Here is a 21,831-nt window from a genome sequence, read left to right on the forward strand (position 1 = left end):
ATTCGCCTCCTCGCAGCGACAAACGCTTCGGGGCAAGCGGTAAGTGTTTGAAGTTGTTAGCTTTCGAAAGAAAGCAGTTTTAAAAAACTTCAAATAAACGCTTGACAGCAAATGAGGAAAGCGTAGAATGCGCGCCTCGGTTGAGACGAAAAGCTCTTAACCAAACGCTCTTTAACAAATTGAATCAAGCAATTCGTGTGGGTGCTTGTGAGTACGGACTGATAGTCAAAAAGATTATCAGCATCACAAGTGACCATGCGAGAAATCACATAGTCATTTGAGATTGCTGAGCCAAGTTTAGGGTTTCTTAAAAACCCAAGCAGTATTGAACTGAAGAGTTTGATCATGGCTCAGATTGAACGCTGGCGGCAGGCCTAACACATGCAAGTCGAGCGGATGAGAAGAGCTTGCTCTTCGATTCAGCGGCGGACGGGTGAGTAATGCCTAGGAATCTGCCTGGTAGTGGGGGGCAACGTTTCGAAAGGAACGCTAATACCGCATACGTCCTACGGGAGAAAGCAGGGGACCTTCGGGCCTTGCGCTATCAGATGAGCCTAGGTCGGATTAGCTAGTTGGTGAGGTAATGGCTCACCAAGGCGACGATCCGTAACTGGTCTGAGAGGATGATCAGTCACACTGGAACTGAGACACGGTCCAGACTCCTACGGGAGGCAGCAGTGGGGAATATTGGACAATGGGCGAAAGCCTGATCCAGCCATGCCGCGTGTGTGAAGAAGGTCTTCGGATTGTAAAGCACTTTAAGTTGGGAGGAAGGGCATTAACCTAATACGTTAGTGTTTTGACGTTACCGACAGAATAAGCACCGGCTAACTCTGTGCCAGCAGCCGCGGTAATACAGAGGGTGCAAGCGTTAATCGGAATTACTGGGCGTAAAGCGCGCGTAGGTGGTTTGTTAAGTTGAATGTGAAAGCCCCGGGCTCAACCTGGGAACTGCATCCAAAACTGGCAAGCTAGAGTACGGTAGAGGGTGGTGGAATTTCCTGTGTAGCGGTGAAATGCGTAGATATAGGAAGGAACACCAGTGGCGAAGGCGACCACCTGGACTGATACTGACACTGAGGTGCGAAAGCGTGGGGAGCAAACAGGATTAGATACCCTGGTAGTCCACGCCGTAAACGATGTCAACTAGCCGTTGGAATCCTTGAGATTTTAGTGGCGCAGCTAACGCATTAAGTTGACCGCCTGGGGAGTACGGCCGCAAGGTTAAAACTCAAATGAATTGACGGGGGCCCGCACAAGCGGTGGAGCATGTGGTTTAATTCGAAGCAACGCGAAGAACCTTACCAGGCCTTGACATGCAGAGAACTTTCCAGAGATGGATTGGTGCCTTCGGGAACTCTGACACAGGTGCTGCATGGCTGTCGTCAGCTCGTGTCGTGAGATGTTGGGTTAAGTCCCGTAACGAGCGCAACCCTTGTCCTTAGTTACCAGCACGTTATGGTGGGCACTCTAAGGAGACTGCCGGTGACAAACCGGAGGAAGGTGGGGATGACGTCAAGTCATCATGGCCCTTACGGCCTGGGCTACACACGTGCTACAATGGTCGGTACAGAGGGTTGCCAAGCCGCGAGGTGGAGCTAATCTCACAAAACCGATCGTAGTCCGGATCGCAGTCTGCAACTCGACTGCGTGAAGTCGGAATCGCTAGTAATCGCGAATCAGAATGTCGCGGTGAATACGTTCCCGGGCCTTGTACACACCGCCCGTCACACCATGGGAGTGGGTTGCACCAGAAGTAGCTAGTCTAACCTTCGGGAGGACGGTTACCACGGTGTGATTCATGACTGGGGTGAAGTCGTAACAAGGTAGCCGTAGGGGAACCTGCGGCTGGATCACCTCCTTAATCGACGACATCAGCCTGCTGATGAGCTCCCACACGAATTGCTTGATTCATTTGCTGATCAGAACTCAGAAATGAGCATTCCCTGCGAATGTTGATTTCTGGCTTTTGTCAGACCGTTCTTTAAAAATTCGGATATGTGATAGAAATAGACTGACATGCACTTTCACTGGTGTGTGATCAGGCTAAGGTAAAATTTGTGAGTTCTGCTCGAAAGAGCAACGTGCGAATTTTCGGCGAATGTCGTCTTCACAGTATAACCAGATTGCTTGGGGTTATATGGTCAAGTGAAGAAGCGCATACGGTGGATGCCTTGGCAGTCAGAGGCGATGAAAGACGTGGTAGCCTGCGATAAGCTTTGGGGAGTCGGCAAACAGACTGTGATCCAGAGATCTCTGAATGGGGGAACCCAGCCAGCATAAGCTGGTTATCTTGTACTGAATACATAGGTGCAAGAGGCGAACCAGGGGAACTGAAACATCTAAGTACCCTGAGGAAAAGAAATCAACCGAGATTCCCTTAGTAGTGGCGAGCGAACGGGGACCAGCCCTTAAGTTGGTTTGAGATTAGTGGAACGCTCTGGAAAGTGCGGCCATAGTGGGTGATAGCCCCGTACACGAAAATCTCTTATCAATGAAATCGAGTAGGACGGAGCACGAGAAACTTTGTCTGAATATGGGGGGACCATCCTCCAAGGCTAAATACTACTGACTGACCGATAGTGAACTAGTACCGTGAGGGAAAGGCGAAAAGAACCCCGGAGAGGGGAGTGAAATAGATCCTGAAACCGTATGCGTACAAGCAGTGGGAGCCTACTTGTTAGGTGACTGCGTACCTTTTGTATAATGGGTCAGCGACTTATATTCAGTGGCGAGCTTAACCGAATAGGGGAGGCGTAGCGAAAGCGAGTCTTAATAGGGCGTTTAGTCGCTGGGTATAGACCCGAAACCGGGCGATCTATCCATGGGCAGGTTGAAGGTTAGGTAACACTGACTGGAGGACCGAACCGACTACCGTTGAAAAGTTAGCGGATGACCTGTGGATCGGAGTGAAAGGCTAATCAAGCTCGGAGATAGCTGGTTCTCCTCGAAAGCTATTTAGGTAGCGCCTCATGTATCACTGTAGGGGGTAGAGCACTGTTTCGGCTAGGGGGTCATCCCGACTTACCAAACCGATGCAAACTCCGAATACCTACAAGTGCCGAGCATGGGAGACACACGGCGGGTGCTAACGTCCGTCGTGAAAAGGGAAACAACCCAGACCGTCAGCTAAGGTCCCAAAGTCATGGTTAAGTGGGAAACGATGTGGGAAGGCTTAGACAGCTAGGAGGTTGGCTTAGAAGCAGCCACCCTTTAAAGAAAGCGTAATAGCTCACTAGTCGAGTCGGCCTGCGCGGAAGATGTAACGGGGCTCAAACCATGCACCGAAGCTACGGGTATCATCTTATGATGATGCGGTAGAGGAGCGTTCTGTAAGCCTGTGAAGGTGAGTTGAGAAGCTTGCTGGAGGTATCAGAAGTGCGAATGCTGACATGAGTAACGACAATGCGAGTGAAAAACTCGCACGCCGAAAGACCAAGGTTTCCTGCGCAACGTTAATCGACGCAGGGTTAGTCGGTCCCTAAGGCGAGGCTGAAAAGCGTAGTCGATGGAAAACAGGTTAATATTCCTGTACTTCCAGTTATTGCGATGGAGGGACGGAGAAGGTTAGGCCAGCCTGGCGTTGGTTGTCCAGGTTTAAGGTGGTAGGCTGGAATCTTAGGCAAATCCGGGATTCCAAGGCCGAGAGCTGATGACGAGTTGCCATTAGGCGACGAAGTGGTTGATACCATGCTTCCAAGAAAAGCTCCTAAGCTTCAGATAACTGGGAACCGTACCCCAAACCGACACAGGTGGTTAGGTAGAGAATACCAAGGCGCTTGAGAGAACTCGGGTGAAGGAACTAGGCAAAATGGCACCGTAACTTCGGGAGAAGGTGCGCCGGCGAGGGTCAAGGACTTGCTCCGTAAGCCCATGCCGGTCGAAGATACCAGGCCGCTGCGACTGTTTATTAAAAACACAGCACTCTGCAAACACGAAAGTGGACGTATAGGGTGTGACGCCTGCCCGGTGCCGGAAGGTTAATTGATGGGGTTAGCGCAAGCGAAGCTCTTGATCGAAGCCCCGGTAAACGGCGGCCGTAACTATAACGGTCCTAAGGTAGCGAAATTCCTTGTCGGGTAAGTTCCGACCTGCACGAATGGCGTAACGATGGCGGCGCTGTCTCCACCCGAGACTCAGTGAAATTGAAATCGCTGTGAAGATGCAGTGTATCCGCGGCTAGACGGAAAGACCCCGTGAACCTTTACTATAGCTTTGCACTGGACTTTGAATTTGCTTGTGTAGGATAGGTGGGAGGCTTTGAAGTGGGGACGCCAGTTCTCATGGAGCCATCCTTGAAATACCACCCTGGCAACTTTGAGGTTCTAACTCAGGTCCGTTATCCGGATCGAGGACAGTGTATGGTGGGTAGTTTGACTGGGGCGGTCTCCTCCCAAAGAGTAACGGAGGAGTACGAAGGTGCGCTCAGACCGGTCGGAAATCGGTCGTAGAGTATAAAGGCAAAAGCGCGCTTGACTGCGAGACACACACGTCGAGCAGGTACGAAAGTAGGTCTTAGTGATCCGGTGGTTCTGTATGGAAGGGCCATCGCTCAACGGATAAAAGGTACTCCGGGGATAACAGGCTGATACCGCCCAAGAGTTCATATCGACGGCGGTGTTTGGCACCTCGATGTCGGCTCATCACATCCTGGGGCTGAAGCCGGTCCCAAGGGTATGGCTGTTCGCCATTTAAAGTGGTACGCGAGCTGGGTTTAGAACGTCGTGAGACAGTTCGGTCCCTATCTGCCGTGGACGTTTGAGATTTGAGAGGGGCTGCTCCTAGTACGAGAGGACCGGAGTGGACGAACCTCTGGTGTTCCGGTTGTCACGCCAGTGGCATTGCCGGGTAGCTATGTTCGGAAGAGATAACCGCTGAAAGCATCTAAGCGGGAAACTTGCCTCAAGATGAGATCTCACTGGGATCTTGAATCCCCTAAAGGGCCGTCGAAGACTACGACGTTGATAGGTTGGGTGTGTAAGCGCTGTGAGGCGTTGAGCTAACCAATACTAATTGCCCGTGAGGCTTGACCATATAACACCCAAGCAATTTGCTAGCGCAGATTGCGGTGGTGAAGATGATACGAACCGAAAGTTCGAACGTAACCCACAAATATCGCATATCCGAATTCGCTGGGCTGTCCATCTGGACATTCTGGCTACAGAATTTCTTGACGACCATAGAGCATTGGAACCACCTGATCCCATCCCGAACTCAGTAGTGAAACGATGCATCGCCGATGGTAGTGTGGGGTTTCCCCATGTGAGAGTAGGTCATCGTCAAGATTCATTTCGCAAAACCCCTATCTGCGCATGCAGGTAGGGGTTTTGTCTTTCCAGTCCAAAATTTCCGGGCTGCGACAATATTACTGTCACATTGACGTGACTTTCGCTTGCTTGCCCTGCGTCAAGACTTTGGTTCGGGGCACTCCTTACCCCGGGCTGAGCGATGCCAGCGTACCGTGCTGCGCATTTCTGGACTTCCACCGTCCCATCACTTGAGGTAGCAAGCAAGATGGCCAAGGCCGCCGATGTCGTTGTGCAATGCCTGGAAAACGAAGGTGTCGAGTATGTATTCGGCATTCCCGGTGAAGAAAACCTCGACCTGCTCGAATCCCTGCGCAAGTCGAAGATCAAGCTGGTACTGACCCGCCATGAGCAGTCTGCAGGTTTCATGGCTGCCACCTACGGCCGCCTGACCGGCAAGACCGGCGTGAGCCTGTCGACCCTCGGCCCTGGCGCCACCAACCTGGTCACCGCCAGCGCCTACGCCTACCTGGGCGGCATGCCGATGATGATGATCACCGGGCAGAAGCCGATCAAGAAGTCCAAGCAGGGCCGCTTCCAGATCATTGACGTGTGCGGCATGATGGACCCCATCACCAAGTACACCCACCAGTTCGCCTCGGCCGACAACATCCCTGCTCGCATGCGCGAAGCCTTCCGCCTGGCCGAAGAAGAAAAGCCGGGGGCGGTACACCTGGAGCTGCCGGAAGACATCGCCGCCGAGCAGACCGATGCACTGCCGATCCCGCGCAGCCTGCACCGCCGCCCGCTGGCCGAACACGTGGCCATAGACGCTGCCGTCGAGAAGCTGAAGAACGCTCGTAACCCGATTTTGGTGATCGGTGCCGGTGCCAACCGCAAGATGACCGCAAAGGTCCTCAAGCAACTGATCGACAAGACCGGCATCCCGTTCATCACCACCCAGATGGGTAAAGGTGTGGTCGACGAGCGCCACCCGCGCTTCCTGGGTAACGCTGCGCTGTCGTCAGGTGACTTCGTGCACCGCGCCGTCGAGGCAGCCGACCTGATCGTCAACATCGGCCACGACGTGATCGAGAAGCCGCCATTCTTCATGGTCCGTGGCGGCACCGAGGTCATCCACATCAACTTCCGCTCTGCTGAAGTCGATGCCGTGTACTTCCCGCAGGTGGAGGTGATTGGCGACATCGCCAACGCCGTGTGGCAAATCGGTGAAGCCCTGACCGAGACGTCGCACTGGGACTTCACCCGCCTGATGGCCATCCGTGAAGCCAACGAAGCGCAGATCGCCGAAGGGGGTGATGACAACCGCTTCCCGGTCTACCCGCAGCGCCTGGTCGCCGACATCCGTCGCGTGCTGCCGTCCGAAGGCATCGTTGCCCTGGACAACGGCATCTACAAGATCTGGTTCGCCCGTAACTACAAGGCGCACAAACCGAACACCGTGCTGCTGGACAACGCCCTGGCGACCATGGGCGCCGGCCTGCCATCGGCCATGGCGGCGCACCTGGTGCACCCGGACCGCCCGGTGATCTCGGTATGCGGTGACGGCGGCTTCATGATGAACAGCCAGGAGCTGGAAACGGCAGTGCGCCTGGGCATGCACATCACCGTGGTGATCCTGCGTGACGATGGCTACGGCATGATCCGCTGGAAGCAGGCCAACATGGGCTTCACCGATTTCGGCCTGGACTACGGCAACCCGGACTTCGTCAAATACGCCGAAGCCTATGGTGCCAACGGCCACCGTGTGGAAAGCGCCGAAGGCCTGCTGCCACTGCTGGAACACTGCATCAAGACCCCAGGCGTGCACGTGATCGACTGCCCGGTCGATTACAGCGAGAACGACCGCATTCTCAACAGCGAACTGCGTGAGCGCGCGCTGGCGGTCTAACCCTCTACAGGCTGGTGCTGTCCTGTTGTAGGAGCAGCCTTGTGCTGCGAAGAGGCCCGTGCAGCCGACATCACTGTCAGCTGTACGGGCCTCTTCGCAGCACAAGGCTGCTCCTACAAAGACCCTGCAAACCTTGCTGGCGCAGCAGCATGTGCTAGGGTGCACACACTTTTGCTTTCCAGGATTTTCACCCATGCTCCCCGCACTCAGCGAAAAAGAACTCGATCGCCTCGAAGACCTGCTGATCACCTACGGTAACGACTACTCGGTACTCAACCTGGCCGAGCTCAATGGCTTTTTCACCGCGCTGGCCAGTTCGCCGGTCACCGTCTTCCCGGAGCAATGGCTGCCCGCAGTGGCCGGTGGCAAGGTGCCGAAGTTCAAGAAGCCCGCGCACGAAGAAGCGTACACCGCGTTGATGCTGCGTTATGCCAACCAAGTGGCGGAAGACCTGGGCGACAACGTCGACCACTTCGAGCCGCTGTTCGAGGAAAGCGAGGGCGAGGAAGGCAAGGTGATCGTCATGGAGGAGTGGTGCTTCGGTTACATGCGCGGTACCCAGATTGCCGGTTGGGAAGCGTTGCCACCGGAGCAGGACAAACTGTTGAAAGCCATTTCCCTGCATGGGCTTGAAGATAACTTCGAGCTGCTGGACCAGATGAGCGAAGCCGATATCCAGGCCTGTGTTCCGCAGGTGGTCGAAGCTGCGCGTGGGCTTTTCCGGTATTTCAAAAAGCTGCACTGACCTGATATCGGTTGAGTAGCGCCCGCCTGTAGGCACTTGCCCAAGTTTTGGAAACCATTATTGCGCCCCGCGAAATTATGGTTTCCCCTGCGCACTGATTCTGCTGCCAGCCGATCCAGTGCAGCATGTGCTCCACCAGCCCATTCCGGTGCTGACCAGGAGCCAAGCCCATGTCGAATCCGATCAAGCTCTACAACTTCCCCAAGTCTGGCCACGCCCACCGCATCGAGCTGATGCTCTCGCTGCTGAACCTGCCCACCGAGCTGGTGCTCGTCGACCTGGCCAAAGGTGCACACAAGCAGCCGGATTTCCTGGCCCTCAACCCGTTCGGCCAAGTCCCGGTCATCGATGACAACGGTACAGTGATTGCCGATTCCAACGCCATCCTCGTCTACCTCGCCAAAAAGTATGACAACGGTACCTGGCTGCCAGAAGAGCCTGCCGCCGCCGCCCGCGTACAACGCTGGCTGTCGATCGCTGCTGGCCCGCTGGCCTTCGGCCCCGCTGCCGCGCGCCTGGTGACGGTGTTCGGCGCCGCGTTCAACACCGACGAAGTCATTGCCCGTGCCCACACACTGCTCAAGGTGATCGACGCCGAGCTGGCCAAGACGCCATTCCTGGCGGGCAGCACGCCCACCATCGCCGACATCGCCAACTACTCGTACATCGCCCACGCCCCCGAAGGCAACGTGTCGCTGGAGCCCTATGTCAACGTGCGCAGCTGGCTGGCACGGGTCGAGTCGCTGCCGGGCTTCGTGCCCATGCCACGCACTGTGATCGGGCTGCAGACCAGCGCCTGACACCCCGCCATCGGGAGGAACGCCGCCATGCAACAGACCCCGGACCATCGCCCCTCGCCTTGGCATGCGGGCGAGAAAACCCTGCAGGAAAAGGTCGGTGTAGCAGAGCGCATGGAGGCGTTCGGGCAGAAGGTCATTCGTGACCACATGCCCGACCAGCACCGCATGTTCTATCACCAGTTGCCGTTCATGGTCGCCGCCAGCGTGGATGCCCTGGGTCGGCCTTGGGCCACCCTGCTGGAAGGGCTAGAAGGCTTCGTCAGCTCGCCCGACCCTCGCGTGCTGACGATCGACACCACGTTGCCGGCAGATGACCCTGCCACCCCAGGGCTGGTAGCCGGGCAGGCGGTCGGCCTGCTGGGTATCGAACTGCACACCCGTCGGCGTAATCGCATCAACGGGCAGATCTGCCACGCTGCAGAAGGGCAACTGCAGGTGAGGGTGGAGCAGTCGTTCGGCAACTGCCCGCAGTACATCCAGTTGCGTGACTACACCCGCGTCGCCGCGCCCGCCCAGACGCGTGTCGATGCGGTAGCACTGGATGCCACAACCGTCAGCATGATCCAGTCCGCTGACACATTCTTCGTTGCCAGCTATGTCGAGCAAGGCGACGGCCAACGCTCGGTGGATGTCTCTCACCGTGGCGGCCGGCCAGGGTTCGTCAAGGTTCAAGGCAATCAGCTGACCATTCCCGACTATGCGGGCAACCTGCACTTCAACACCTTGGGCAACTTGTTGGTGAACCCGCGGGCCGGCTTGCTGTTCATCGACTTCAGCAACGGCAACGTGTTGCAGCTGTGCGGGCGTGCCGAGGTGTTGCTGGACAGCCCGGCCATTCAGGCCTTCGAAGGTGCCGAACGGCTGTGGACCCTGGAGGTCGAGCAGGTAGTGTGGCGCCCGGCTGCGGTTTCCCTGCGCTGGGCCTTCAAGGAGTACGCGCCGACCAGCCTGATGACCGGCACCTGGGCCGAAGCCGACGCACGCCTGCAGCAACGCCAGCGGCAGCGCCAATGGCAGGCCTGGCGTGTGCTGCGGGTGGAGCAGGAGAGCCGCGATATACGCTCGTTCTACCTTGAGCCGCCCAGCGATAGCCGCGTGGTCTTTGCGCCAGGGCAGCATGTTCCGGTGCAAATCCAGGTCGGTGATGAAGCTGCCATGATCCGTACCTACAGTGTGTCGAGCGCACCTTCCGATGGCTACCTGCGTATCAGCGTGAAAGCACAGGGGCCCGCATCTCGGCACCTGCATGCGCACATCACGCCAGGTGATGTGCTTGATGTACGCCCCCCGATGGGCAGTTTCACGCTGGATGAGCAGAGTACGCGCCCGCTTGTGCTGATTGGCGCGGGCGTGGGTATCACGCCGTTGCTGGCCATGCTGCGTGAGCAGTTGAGCAAGGGGCAGGCGCGGCGTATCCATTTGTTCCAAGGCGCTCGCAGCCTGGCCGACCTGCCATTCGGGCAGGAGCTGGCAAGCTTGCGGCAACAGGCCGGCGGCTTGCTGCATGTTCATCGCGCCCTGAGCCAGCCAGAAGACCATGCTGTGGCCGGGCGGGACTATGAGTTTGCCGGCCGGCTGGGCATCGAGCAGGTCAAGGCGACGCTGGCACTGGACGACTACGATTTCTACCTGTGTGGCCCGGGCAGCTTTACCCAGGACCTGTATGAAGGGCTGCGCACGGTGCATGTGCCGGATGCGCGGATTCACGCTGAAGCCTTTGGGCCGTCGACGCTGCGGCGGCACACGGAGGCAGGCCAGCCCACCTTGCAACAGCCGCCTGCGGCCAGCGAGCCAGTGCCGGTGTACTTCGCGGCGTCGGCCAAGGAGGCGCGCTGGACGCCCGGTGGCGGGACGCTGCTGGAACTGGCGGAGGCGCGTGGGTTGGCGCCGGAGTTCAGTTGCCGGGGTGGGTCGTGCGGTACCTGCAAGACCAGGCTGGTCAGTGGCCAGGTGCATTACCCGAACCCACCGGCAGAGCTGCCGGAGGCGGGATCGGTGCTGATTTGTTGTGCTGTGCCCGCGCAGGTGGAGGAGGGGATACAGGCGCTGGTGCTGGATATCTGACAAACCTGTCCGGCCCCGTTCGCGGGTAAACCCGCTCCCACAGGTGACTCACCGCACCCGAGGGCAGCGCAGTACCTGTGGGAGCGGGTTTACCCGCGAAGAGGCCGGGAAAGGCAGCACATAACGCCCGGATATCCGATAATCCCGGCACCCCAAATACCCAGGAGCCCGCATGGACCAGATCCACCTGATGAAGGTGTTCGTCGCCGTAGGTGAGCTGGAAAGCTTCGCCGCCGCCGCCCGCCGCCTGGACATTTCCCCGGCGGCAGTCACCCGCGCCGTCTGCGCTCTGGAAGAGCAGCTCGGGGTCAAGCTGCTGTTGCGCACCACCCGCAGCGTGCGCCTGACCGAAGCCGGTGGCCGCTACCTGGAAGACACCCGGCATATCCTCGCCAGCATTCACGAGGCCAACGAAGCGGCCGCGGGCATCAACGCCACCCCCAAAGGCGAGCTGGCAGTGACCGCGCCAATCCTGTTCGGCAAAAAGTTCGTCATGCCATGCATCGTCCGCTACCTGCAGCAGTACCCGGACGTCGATGTGTCTGCCTACTTCCTCGACCGCGTGGTGAACATGGTCGAGGAGGGCATGGACGTGGCCGTGCGCATCGGCCCGCTGCCCGACTCAGGGTTGAAGGCATTGCGGGTCGGCAGGGTGCGGCGCATGTTGTGTGCCTCTCCCGAGTACCTGGCGCGCCATGGCGTGCCGAAGCATCCCTCGGACCTGTCCGACCATGCGGTGATCGGTACCACCAACCTGTCGCCCCGTGCCGGCTGGCGCTTTGGGATGACAGAAGAACCAACCCTGGTGCGCATGAAACCGCGGCTGACGGTGACCAGCAATGACGGGGCGATCGCTGCCGCCAGTGGCGGGCTGGGGATTGCCCGCCTGTTGTCGTACCAGGTGGCAGATGAGCTGGCCAGTGGGCAGTTGGAGGTGATTTTGGCCGAGTACGAAGAGGCGCCCTGGCCTATTCATGTGTTGCACCGCGAAAGCAAGTACGGCTCGGCCAAGGTCAGGGCCTTCATCGACATGCTGGCACAGGCACTGCGGGCGCAGCAGCTGGATTGAGATCGTACAACGCAAGGGGAAACATGCAGAAATAATAAGTGTTGTACGATGACCTATAACGTGGCAATCTTTCGCCTGAAACAATTTGTCGCAAATAGCCCTGCCGGCGTTTGCACCAATTGCTCGCCACTCTAAAAACAAGAAATTCAGGTGAACCATGAAGATGAAAGGCATCCGTTGGTGGATGGTCAGCCTTGTCACGGCTGGGCTCGTCGTCAACTACCTCGCCCGCAACACCCTCTCGGTGGCCGCCCCCACCTTGATGACCGACCTCTCCATCAGTACCGAGCAATACGCCAAGATCGTTGCCAGTTGGCAGGTGTGCTACGCCCTCATGCAGCCGGTTGCCGGCTGGTTCATCGACTTCATCGGCACCAAGCTGGGCTTTGCCGTGTTCGCCATGGCCTGGTCGCTGGCCTGCGCCGGCGCGGCCTTGGCCACAGGCTGGCAGAGCATGGCATTCATGCGCGGGCTGCTGGGCATGACTGAAGCCGCCGGCTTGCCGGCCGGGGTCAAGGCCACCACCGAGTGGTTTCCGGCCAAGGAGCGCTCGGTGGCGATCGGCTGGTTCAACATCGGCTCGTCGCTTGGCGCCTTGCTGGCGCCGCCGCTGGTGGTGTGGGCGATCCTGCACAGTGGCTGGCAGCTGGCATTCGTGATTGTTGGCGCCTCCGGTATTGTCTGGACCCTGCTGTGGATGCTGCTGTACAAGCACCCGCGCGACCAGAAGCGCCTGAGTGATGAGGAGCGCGACTACATCCTGGCCGGGCAGGAAGCGCACTTCAGACAGGACAGCCGCGAGAAAGGCGCGTGGAAGCGCATCTTCAAGGCCCGCAACTTCTACGCCATCGCTTCGGCGCGGATCCTTTCCGAGCCGGCCTGGCAAACCTTCAACGCCTGGATTCCGCTGTACCTGATGACCGAGCGGCACATGAACATCAAGGAAGTCGCGATGTTCGCCTGGTTGCCGTTCCTGGCTGCCGACATCGGCTGTGTGCTGGGCGGCTACCTCAGCCCGTTATTCCACCGTTACTTCAAGGTATCGCTGTTCACCTCACGCAAGTTGGTGCTGGTGTTCGGTGCCAGTTGCATGATCGGCCCGGCCTGCATCGGTCTGGTTGAAAGCCCGTATACGGCGATCCTGCTGCTGTGCATTGGCGGGTTTGCCCACCAGACGTTGTCGGGGGCGTTGTACTCCATCACCTCCGATTCGTTCAGCAAAGACCAGGTGGCCACGGCGACCGGCATGGGTGGCATGTGCGGGTACCTGGGGGCGGCGGTGTTTACCCTGGTGTTCGGCATTCTGGTCACGCAGATTGGCTACAGCCCGCTGTTCGTGGTGCTGGCGGCGTTCGATATCGTCGCGGCGGTGCTGGTGTGGAAGGTGGCGCGGGAGGTGCGGGGTGAGTCTTCCGTCAAGCCAATGGCCAGCTCGACCGAGGTACTTGCATAAGGCTTGAGCATTTGGGGCCGCTTTGCGGCCCATCGCTGGCAAGCCAGGCTCCCACAGGTACTGCACAAGGCTTGAGGTCTGTACGGTCGGGGTGGGAGCTGGCTTGCCGGCGATGGGCTGCGCAGCAGCCCCGATTTCAGGCAACACGATTACAAAGCTTGATACTGCATCCTGAACCCCATGCTCATCACTTCCCCCTGCTGCAACAACCTCAGCCCCGGCCGTTCCGCAAGGTGATGCGCATTGACCGGGTGGCTCACCGGCTCAAAGCAGAAAAAACCTTGCCCCTGCGGGCAAAACAGCAAGTAGTGCTCGACCCCGCTGGCACTGCACGCCAGCCGATACCCGGCTCCGGGCTGCTCAATCACGCATTCCCCAGGCCAGCCACTGAACGCATGGTCGACCACCGTCTCTGGCAAACGCCCCATGGTATTGAAACACCACTGCTCAGGCACCTCGGCCAGGTACGACGGCAACCGCCCTTCCTCGGCCAGCCACACCTTGCGCGCCACTGCGTACAGTTTGGTATCGGGATACCGTGGGAAGTAGGGATGCAACCCTAAGCCATACCAGGTAGCCGGTTCCTCCAGGTGCGTCACATGCAAGTCCAGGTTCAGGCAGCCATCCTGCAGGTGCACATCCAACGTGGCCTGGTAGGCAAACGGCACCGCACTGTCCAGCGTCAACCGTGCACGCCGTTCACTGTGATGTTCTACCTGCCAGGCCTGTTGCCAGGCACTGCCATGAATCGGGTAAGGGTCATGGCCGGTATTGGGCGCCAATGCCTGCCAGCCTTCCGGCCGGGCAAAGCCACCCTCGGCAATGCGGTTGGACCATGGCGCCAGCGGGTAACAGGCCAGGCGTCGTGGGGTGCCACTGGCCAGCGCGGCCGGGTCAGAATGGCGCAGCAGCGCTTGCCCGGTCGCTTTCACTTCCCAGTTGACCAGGCTGGCGCCCAGCTCCGGCGCCAGGCTCAGGCAAGTCAGGCGGTCTTGCAGGTGCAGTTCGTTCACAGCCATTCAAGGCTCCTTTCACATGAACAATCAACTGGCCCGACGGTAGGTGAGCAGCACGATGCCGCACACCACCACGGCGCCGCCGAGTAATTGCAGGGTGCCAAGCTGCTGGTCGAGCAGGGCCCAGCCCAGCAGCAGCGTGGCGATGGGTTCGACGTTCATCACCGGCGCGTTCTGCGCCATGTTCAGCCTTGGCACACACACGAACAGCAAGGTGAAGGCCAGGCCATACAGCACCACCAGGCTGGCCAAGGCCACCCACCCAGCGCTGCTGCCGGGCAGTGACAGGCCGGACGGCATCACGCCGCTGAAGCCTGCAACCAGCATGCTGGAGAACACGATCAGCAAGGTCAGCAGGCTGCGTATAGGGCCGCGCACGCTGGCCAGCTTGTGGTCGGTGATCCACAACGCGCAGGCGAAGGCACAGGCAGCGCCGAAGGCCAGGCTGACCCCCAGCGCCCAGTGCGGGTTGGCCGCGCCACTGTCGGCCAGGCGTGCCGGCACATCCAGCGCCAGCACCAGGCCGCACAGGATCAGGCCCATGAACAGCACGGTGCGGCCGGAGGGGCGTGCACCACCCAGCGCCCAGGTAAGCAGCGCCAGCAGCATCGGGAAGGTGTTGCCCACCAGCAGCGCCAGGGCTACCGGAATGCGCGCCACCGCCGAGTACAGGCACAGGCTTTGGGTGGCGATCAGCAGGCCGAGCAGCAACTGCCAGTGCCGGGTGCCAGCGGGCAGGCCCAGCGCCTGGCGTTGCCACAACAGCAGGCAGGCCAGCACCAGCAAGGTGATGCCTGAGCGGCAGAGAATCGCCAGCAGCACGCCGGTGCCGTCATCAAAGGCGATGCGTGCCGCGATGTGGTTGCCAGCGAATGAACAGGCCAGGAGGGCTAGCAGGGCGATTGCCAGTTTGCGCGGGAACAGGGGAGCAGCAGAGGAGGGGACAGCCATGTGCAGGATCCATTTGCAGGTAGGGCCAGGGGGGGCTGCTTTGCAGCCCATCGCAGGCAAGCCAGCTCCCACATGGATGGCGCAGCCTTTGAGCCTTGCGCGGTCCCTGTGGGAGCTGGCTTGTCGTGGCGACGAACCGCTGCGATGGGCCGCAAGGCGGCCCCCGATTTCAGTTAAAGCACCACGCTAGGCAGCCACAGGGAGATGGCCGGAATGTAAGTCACCGCCATCAGCACCAGGAACAGCGCCAGGTAGAACGGCAGCAGCGCCTTCACGGTCGACTCGATACTCACCTTGCCAACGGCCGAGCCCACGAACAGCACGGCGCCCACCGGCGGGGTGATCAAGCCGATCCCCAGGTTCACCAGCATGATCATGCCGAAGTGCACCGGGTCCACGCCGATGCCGGTGATCACCGGCAGCAGGATCGGCGTAAGGATCAGGATCAGCGGCGCCATGTCCATCACCGTGCCCAGCAACAACAGCATGAAGTTGATGCACATCAGGATCACGTAGCGGTTGTCCGACAGGGTCAGGAACGCCGTGGTGATCTTCGACGGGATCTGCATCAGCGTCATCACGTAGCCGAAGCTGGCGGCAAAGCCGATCAGGATCATCACGATGGAGATGGTGCGTACCGTGCGGTGCATCAGCTTGGGCAGGTCGCGCCACTTGTAGTCGCGGTAGATGAACATGGTCACGAAGAATGACCACACCACCGCCACGGCTGCCGACTCGGTCGCGGTGAACACGCCCGACAGGATGCCGCCGAGGATGATCACCATGGCCATCAGGCCCCACATCGCTTCACCGGCGATCTTCAGGGCCTGGCGCAGCGGAATCACTTCGCCCTTGGGGTAGTTGCGCTTTTTGGCGAAGATCAGGCACAGGCCCATCATCACCGCGCTCAGCAGCAAACCGGGCATGACACCCGCCATGAACAGCGAAGCAATGGATACCGTGCCGCCCGCCGCCAGCGAGTACAGCACCGAGTTGTGGCTGGGCGGGGTCAGCAGCGCTTGCACCGAGCCACTGACGGTTACGGCGGTGGAGAATTCACGCGGGTAGCCTTTGCGCTCCATCTCCGGGATCAGCACCGAGCCCACCGAGGCAGTGTCGGCCACCGACGAGCCGGAAATTGCACCGAAGAAGGTCGAGGCCATGATGTTGACCAGGGACAGGCCACCACGCACGAAACCCACCAGCACCCCGGCAAAGGCCACCAGCCGCCGTGACATGCCGCCTTCGGCCATGATCGCGCCGGCCAGCACGAAGAACGGAATGGCCAGCAACGAGAACTTGTTAACCCCACTGGCTACCTGGATCATCATCGCCTGTAGCGGGATGTCGATCCACCAGGCGCCGATCAGCGCCGACAGGCCCAAGGCATAGGCCACTGGCATGCCCAGCAGGATGAGTGCGATGAAACTGCCCAACAGAATGAACGCATCCATTTATGCCGCTCCTTCGCTTTCTTCTGCATGGTCGAAACGCACCACCTTGCGGTGGCTCTGGTCGCCCAGCAGGAGTTTTTCCACGACAAACACCAGGGTCAGCACGCCACCGACCGGGATCGGTGCATAGGTCATGCCCACCCGTACACCCGGCAGGGATGCCAGAAACTGGTTCCAGGTGGTGATGCACAGCTTGGTGCCGTAGTAGGTCATGAACACGCACACCAGAATCATCAGTACCTGCACCAGCAGCGCCACCAGCTTGCGCTGCAGGGGGGGCAGGCGGTCGGTAATCATGGCCACGGCCATGTGTGCCCCGGCCCGGTAGCTGGCGGCGGCGCCGACGAAGGTGAACACCACCATCAGCAGGATGGCCACCGGCTCCGGCCAACTGGCGCCGGTGCCCAGCACGTAGCGGGCGAAGATGCCCCAGGGGATGATCAGCGACATGGTCAGGATCGACAGGCCGGCGATCCAGATGCAGCCGCGGTACAGCGTGTCGTTCGCACGCAGAAAAAGGTTCTTCATGGGCATCACCAAAGCGGCAGGGCGGCGGGCACCGCACTGCCGAGGTCGTTCGGGAAGGGGCCGCGTTTACTGGACGGCGTCGATGCGCTTCATCAAGTCGGCGTAGGGCGCGCCGTATTTTTCGCGTACCGAAGCGGTGGCGTCGTAGAACGGCTTCTTGTCCACAGTGATGAACTCCACGCCCGCGGCCTTGAGCTTCTCTTCGCTGGCGGCGGACTTCGCGTCCCACAGCACACGCTCTTCCATTTGCGCTTCACGCGCGACCTTCTTCACCAGAGCCTGCTGCTCGGGGCTGAGATTGTTCCAGGTGGTCTTGGACATCACCACCGGTTCCGGCAGGATCAGGTGGCCGGTCAGGGTGTAGTACTTGGCGCTCTGGAAGTGGTTGTGCTCAAGCAGGGTAGGCGGGTTGTTCTCGGCGCCATCGATCACGCCGGTTTGCAGGGCGCTGAAGATTTCCCCGGTGTCCATGGCGATGCCGTTGCCGCCCATGGCGTTCATCATGTCGATGAACAGCGGGTTGCCCTGCACGCGAATTTTCATGCCCTTGAGGTCTTCCAGGCTGCGTACCGGCTTTTTCGTGTAGATGCTGCGCGAGCCGCCGTCCATCCAGGCCAGGGCCACCAGATTGAAATCGGAGTTGGTAATCTTGTCGAGGATTTCCTGGCCGATCTCGCCGTCGATGATCTTGCGCATGTGGTCATGGTCGCGGAACACGAACGGCATGTTGAACACGTTCACATCCGGCACCACCGGCCCGACGATCCCCAGGCTGACACGGGTCATTTGCACGGCACCGATCTGCGCCTGTTCGATCACTTCCTTTTCCGAGCCCAGCACCCCGCCGGCGAACATCTTGAAGGTGATGTCGCCATTGCTGGCCTGTTCCAGCTTTTTACCCATGTTCTGCTCGGCGACCACAGTCGGGTAGCCGGCCGGGTGAATTTCGGCGAACTTGATGTCCAGGGCCGAGGCGGGCATGGACAGGCTGAAGGCAAAGGGGAGTGCGGCAAGGAGCAGCTTGCGTTTGAGGGTCATGATGAAACTCCGTGGTTTTTATTATCTGGTTTCGTGTGTGCAAGTGTGGGTGCGGCAAAGGGCGTCAGCCCCGGTAGGCAGGTTCCTCCAGGCCCTTGGTGCCAGGCTCGAGGGCAAACACACCGCCAGCCAGGGGCTGGTCGCTGAGGTCTGTGCCTGCGGGGCGAATCGAGGTGACGTACAGGGTGTCCAGGCTGGCGCCGCCAAAGGCGCACATTGCCGGCTTTTTCACCGGCACGTTCAGTGAGCGGTCCAGGCGGCCATCCGGGGTGAAGCGGTGCACCTGGCCGGCGTCGTTGCCGCAGATCCAGTAGCAGCCGTCCTGGTCGATTGCCGCGCCATCGGGGCGCCCGGGGTAGCCGCGCATGTCGACGAACAACCGCTTGTTGTGCGGCGTGCCGCTGTCGATGTCGTAGTCGAAGGCCCAGACCTTTTGCACGTTGGGGTGGGAGTCGGACAGGTACATGCGTGTGCCGTCGGGGCTGAAGGCCAGGCCGTTGGGCACGATCATGCCGTCTTGCTGCAGGTGCAGCTGGCCTTCTCCATCATGGCGGTACAGCGCCCCCACGTGGGCACCTTGCTGCATGTCCAGCAGCATGGTGCCGGCCCAGAAGCGGCCCTGGCGGTCGCAGCGGCCATCGTTGAAGCGCATGCCGCCCTGCGCGTGCGGCACGCTGCTGAGCAGGCGGCTATCAAGGCTACCGTCGGCCTTGGCCTGGAGCTGGAAAATCCCGCTTTCCATGCCGGCGACCCAGCCCTGGCCACTGCGGGCGATGCAGGCCAGCATCTCGTCGCCTTGCCAGACCTGGTGCGTGCCATCGGCCGCCTGCCAGCGGTGCAACTGGCGGGCGGGAATGTCGACCCAGTACAGGGCCTGTTCGCTGGGGTGCCACACAGGGCTTTCGCCGGTGCCGTTGCGGGCGTCGACAATCAGTTCGCAGTTCATGGCCGTGCCTCCTGGCGTGCGTGGGTTCAGTTGAACGGGCCGGCCACGGCGAACGCGCCGCCCTGGTAGACCATGCTCGGGTCATCGGCGGCGGGTGCCGGCTGGGCTTCCACGGCGGCGCGGAAGGCTTCGGAGCTGTCCTTGGGCACATAGCCAAGGTGCTCGGCATGGCGGTTGTCCCACCACACGGTGCGGTTGTCGGAGGCGCCGTAGACGATGGTGTGGCCAACGTCGGGCGTGAACAGCCCGCGCTCGATCAGTTGCACCAGGTCGTCGTAGCTCAGCCAGGTGCAGAGCATGCGCGGGTTTTGCGGCTGCGGGAACGACGAGCCGATGCGAATGCTGACGGTCTCGATGCCGTAGCGGTCGAAGTAGAAACTGGCGACATCCTCGCCGTAGCACTTGGACAGCCCGTAGTAGCTGTCGGGGCGGCGAGGGGAATGGGCGTCGATGCGCTCGTCCTGGCGGTAGAAGCCGATGGTGTGGTTGGAGCTGGCGAAGATGATGCGTTTCACGCCATGCTTGCGTGCTGCCTCGTAGACATGGAACACGCCACAGATGTTAGGCCCGAGGATGTCTTCGAAGGAGTGCTCGGTGGACACGCCGCCGAAGTGGATGATGGCGTCAACGCCTTCTACCAGCGCATATACCGCAGCCTTGTCGGCCAGGTCGCAGGTGACCACTTCTTCATGCGGGCCCGCAGCAGGTGCCATCGGGCTGATATCGGAAAGGCGCAGGACCTCGGCGTAGCCTTGCAGGCGTTCGCGAAGGACCTTGCCCAGGCCGCCTGCGGCTCCGGTGAGCAGCAGGCGATTGAGGGGATTTGGGGTCATGGCCGGCTCTTGTTGTTAATTGTTGTAGGTTGTCGTATGACTGTGCTGATTATTGGCGGTCAATTTGGTAGTTGTCAATGACAACTCAGTGACTGATTAAAGTTATGCGCGGTCCTTGTAGGAGCGGCCTTGTGTCGCGAAAGGGCCGCAAAGCGGCCCCGGCAATTTTGCGGTGAGGCCAAGATACTGGGGGCGCTTCGCACCCCGATCGCGACACAAGGCCGCTCCTACAAGGGCCCGCGTCAAGCTGGTTACAGAAGCGACAACGGGTAATTGAAGATCAACCGGTTCTCATCAAACTCGTTGTTGCTGTAATCCCGCCGAATCGACGAGTTTCGCCACTTCACACTCAAGTCCTTGAACGCCCCGCTCTGGATCACATACGCCAACTCTGTCTCCCGCACCCACTCCTTGCCATCGGTCACTGCCCCGGTGTGCACGTCACGCCCGCTGATATAGCGGTTCATCAAGGTCAGCCCCGGCACCCCGACGGTGACAAAGTTGAAGTCATGACGCACCTGCCACGAACGCTCGTTGGCATTGTCGAAGCTGGAGTTGTAACTGTCGTTGGCCAAGGTCCCGCCACTGGTGCCGTTGACACGCATCCAGGTATCGCCATCGACCTTCTGCAGCCCCACCCAGAACGTGCTGCCGCCGTACTTGGCCGAGAACATCCCCGAGTAGGTCTTGTTGTCCAGCTGCCCGGCGCGTTCGGAGCCATCCTCATCGCCATGGAAGTAGCCCAGGTTGGCACCCAGGGTCCAGTCGCCCACCGGCTGGCTGTGGCTCAGTTGCAGGTACTGCTGCTGGTACACGTCCTTCAGCACCGCATTCCACAACCCGACCAGCGTGCGGTCCTGGTTGAACTTGTACTCGCCGCCGACAAAGTTGAAGCGGTCCGACACGCCGCCACCGTAGCTCATGTCTTCCATGCTGGCGTCGTTACGCGGGCTGTTGCCGCGGAACTGGCCGCCGTACAGGGTCAGCCCTGCGATTTCATTGGAGGTGACCTGCCCGCCACGGAATGTCTGCGGCAGCGAGCGCCCGTCGTCCGAACGCAGAATCGGCAGCACCGGCATCCACTCACCGATTTTCAGCTCGGTCTTGGAGATGCGTGCCTTGCCTGCCACTGCCAGGCGCCCGTAGTCGTCTGCCGGCTTGCCATCGTCATGACGAGGCAGCAACGCTGTGCCATATGTGCCGCCGCCGCCATCGAGCTTGACCGACCACAGCCCCAGCACATCCACGCCGAACCCGACTGGCCCTTCGGTGAACCCCGAGCGGGCATCGAGAATGAAGCTCTGCGTCCACTCCTCGGCCTTGCTCTGCGGGTTACCGGGGTTGGTGAAGTTGCGGTTGATATAGAAGTTGCGCAGCCCGAGCGTTGCCTTGCTGTCCTCGACAAAACCCGCAGCCAGGCTGGTGCCCGGCAGGCCGGCGATAACCCCGGCACCCAGCAGGGCGAAGGGAAGGGTATGGCAGATTCTCATTATTGTTGTGCTCCCGAAGGGTATGGCAGCCCGTCCACCGGGCACGCGCAAGCGGCCTGCGGCAGGGGCGGGTAGGTAACGGGCCGGTCAGGGCCAGGGGTGAATGCGCGGTAACCGGGTGCTACGTACTGGCGGTTGTACGCAGGCAGGCCTGGGGAATAGGGGGGTGCAACAGACGTGGGTGTAGCGGATTGGGTGTCGACATGAGTTCGTCCACTGATTGTTGTTTTTGTTATGTGTTGTCGTACAACTGTGGGCGATTATCATCAAGGGGGAGGTGGTCTGT

14 protein-coding genes and 3 rRNA genes are annotated in these 21,831 nt (G+C 60.1%); 9 read left to right on the top strand and 8 right to left on the bottom strand.

What is annotated here, in order from left to right; all coding sequences use genetic code 11:
* Nucleotides 1-327 precede the first annotated feature (327 nt).
* From ABOC32_RS09335 to ABOC32_RS09375, 9 genes are all read left to right on the top strand, one after another.
* Nucleotides 328-1,864: ribosomal RNA gene (locus ABOC32_RS09335) — 16S ribosomal RNA — on the top strand.
* A 278-nt stretch (nucleotides 1,865-2,142) separates the two neighbouring features.
* Nucleotides 2,143-5,034: ribosomal RNA gene (locus ABOC32_RS09340) — 23S ribosomal RNA — on the top strand.
* A gap of 135 nt (nucleotides 5,035-5,169) precedes the next feature.
* Nucleotides 5,170-5,285: ribosomal RNA gene (gene rrf / locus ABOC32_RS09345) — 5S ribosomal RNA — on the top strand.
* The 16S, 23S and 5S rRNA genes sit together here, the layout of an rRNA operon.
* A gap of 229 nt (nucleotides 5,286-5,514) precedes the next feature.
* Nucleotides 5,515-7,158 (top strand): acetolactate synthase large subunit, encoded by a 1,644-nt coding sequence (locus ABOC32_RS09350; RefSeq protein ID WP_426810829.1) that lies wholly within the window; start codon nucleotides 5,515-5,517, stop codon nucleotides 7,156-7,158.
* A 193-nt stretch (nucleotides 7,159-7,351) separates the two neighbouring features.
* Nucleotides 7,352-7,903, top strand: coding sequence for a UPF0149 family protein (locus ABOC32_RS09355; protein ID WP_426810830.1), 552 nt, complete (start codon nucleotides 7,352-7,354; stop codon nucleotides 7,901-7,903).
* A 170-nt stretch (nucleotides 7,904-8,073) separates the two neighbouring features.
* Entirely contained in the window at nucleotides 8,074-8,703 is a 630-nt protein-coding gene (locus ABOC32_RS09360) for a glutathione S-transferase family protein (RefSeq protein ID WP_426810831.1), read from the top strand.
* Between the two features lie 27 nt (nucleotides 8,704-8,730).
* On the top strand, nucleotides 8,731-10,767 hold the full coding sequence (locus ABOC32_RS09365) for a pyridoxamine 5'-phosphate oxidase family protein (protein WP_426810832.1): 2,037 nt from the start codon (nucleotides 8,731-8,733) through the stop codon (nucleotides 10,765-10,767).
* Between the two features lie 172 nt (nucleotides 10,768-10,939).
* Complete coding sequence (locus ABOC32_RS09370) at nucleotides 10,940-11,836, top strand: LysR family transcriptional regulator (protein WP_426810833.1); 897 nt, start codon at nucleotides 10,940-10,942, stop codon at nucleotides 11,834-11,836.
* Nucleotides 11,837-11,993: 157 nt separating this feature from the next.
* A complete protein-coding gene (locus ABOC32_RS09375; RefSeq protein ID WP_426810834.1) occupies nucleotides 11,994-13,289 on the top strand; it encodes an MFS transporter in 1,296 nt (431 codons plus the stop codon).
* Nucleotides 13,290-13,438: 149 nt separating this feature from the next.
* On the opposite strand, the gene ABOC32_RS09380 is transcribed toward ABOC32_RS09375, so the two are convergent.
* The 8 genes from ABOC32_RS09380 to ABOC32_RS09415 all read right to left on the bottom strand — a co-directional run bounded on the left by ABOC32_RS09380 (nucleotide 13,439) and on the right by ABOC32_RS09415 (nucleotide 21,545).
* Nucleotides 13,439-14,308 carry an aldose 1-epimerase gene (locus ABOC32_RS09380; protein WP_426810835.1) on the bottom strand — a complete coding sequence of 290 codons (870 nt, stop codon included), beginning with the start codon at nucleotides 14,306-14,308 and terminating at the stop codon, nucleotides 13,439-13,441.
* Between the two features lie 24 nt (nucleotides 14,309-14,332).
* Nucleotides 14,333-15,256: an EamA family transporter gene (locus ABOC32_RS09385; RefSeq protein WP_426810836.1), complete on the bottom strand. Its 924-nt coding sequence runs from the start codon at nucleotides 15,254-15,256 to the stop codon at nucleotides 14,333-14,335.
* 173 nt (nucleotides 15,257-15,429) lie between these two features.
* Nucleotides 15,430-16,710 carry a TRAP transporter large permease gene (locus ABOC32_RS09390; RefSeq protein WP_426810837.1) on the bottom strand — a complete coding sequence of 427 codons (1,281 nt, stop codon included), beginning with the start codon at nucleotides 16,708-16,710 and terminating at the stop codon, nucleotides 15,430-15,432.
* A complete protein-coding gene (locus tag ABOC32_RS09395) occupies nucleotides 16,711-17,238 on the bottom strand; it encodes a TRAP transporter small permease (RefSeq protein WP_426810838.1) in 528 nt (175 codons plus the stop codon).
* 66 nt (nucleotides 17,239-17,304) lie between these two features.
* On the bottom strand, nucleotides 17,305-18,276 hold the full coding sequence (locus tag ABOC32_RS09400) for a TRAP transporter substrate-binding protein (RefSeq protein WP_426810839.1): 972 nt from the start codon (nucleotides 18,274-18,276) through the stop codon (nucleotides 17,305-17,307).
* 64 nt (nucleotides 18,277-18,340) lie between these two features.
* Nucleotides 18,341-19,222 carry a glucurono-1,5-lactonase gene (locus ABOC32_RS09405; RefSeq protein ID WP_426810840.1) on the bottom strand — a complete coding sequence of 294 codons (882 nt, stop codon included), beginning with the start codon at nucleotides 19,220-19,222 and terminating at the stop codon, nucleotides 18,341-18,343.
* Between the two features lie 26 nt (nucleotides 19,223-19,248).
* Complete coding sequence (locus ABOC32_RS09410) at nucleotides 19,249-20,055, bottom strand: NAD-dependent epimerase/dehydratase family protein (protein ID WP_426810841.1); 807 nt, start codon at nucleotides 20,053-20,055, stop codon at nucleotides 19,249-19,251.
* Nucleotides 20,056-20,306: 251 nt separating this feature from the next.
* Entirely contained in the window at nucleotides 20,307-21,545 is a 1,239-nt protein-coding gene (locus tag ABOC32_RS09415; protein WP_043203518.1) for an OprD family porin, read from the bottom strand.
* Nucleotides 21,546-21,831 lie beyond the last annotated feature (286 nt).

The organism is Pseudomonas sp. WOUb67 (assembly GCF_050058005.1).
Taxonomy (GTDB): Bacteria; Pseudomonadota; Gammaproteobacteria; order Pseudomonadales; family Pseudomonadaceae; genus Aquipseudomonas; species Aquipseudomonas putida_R.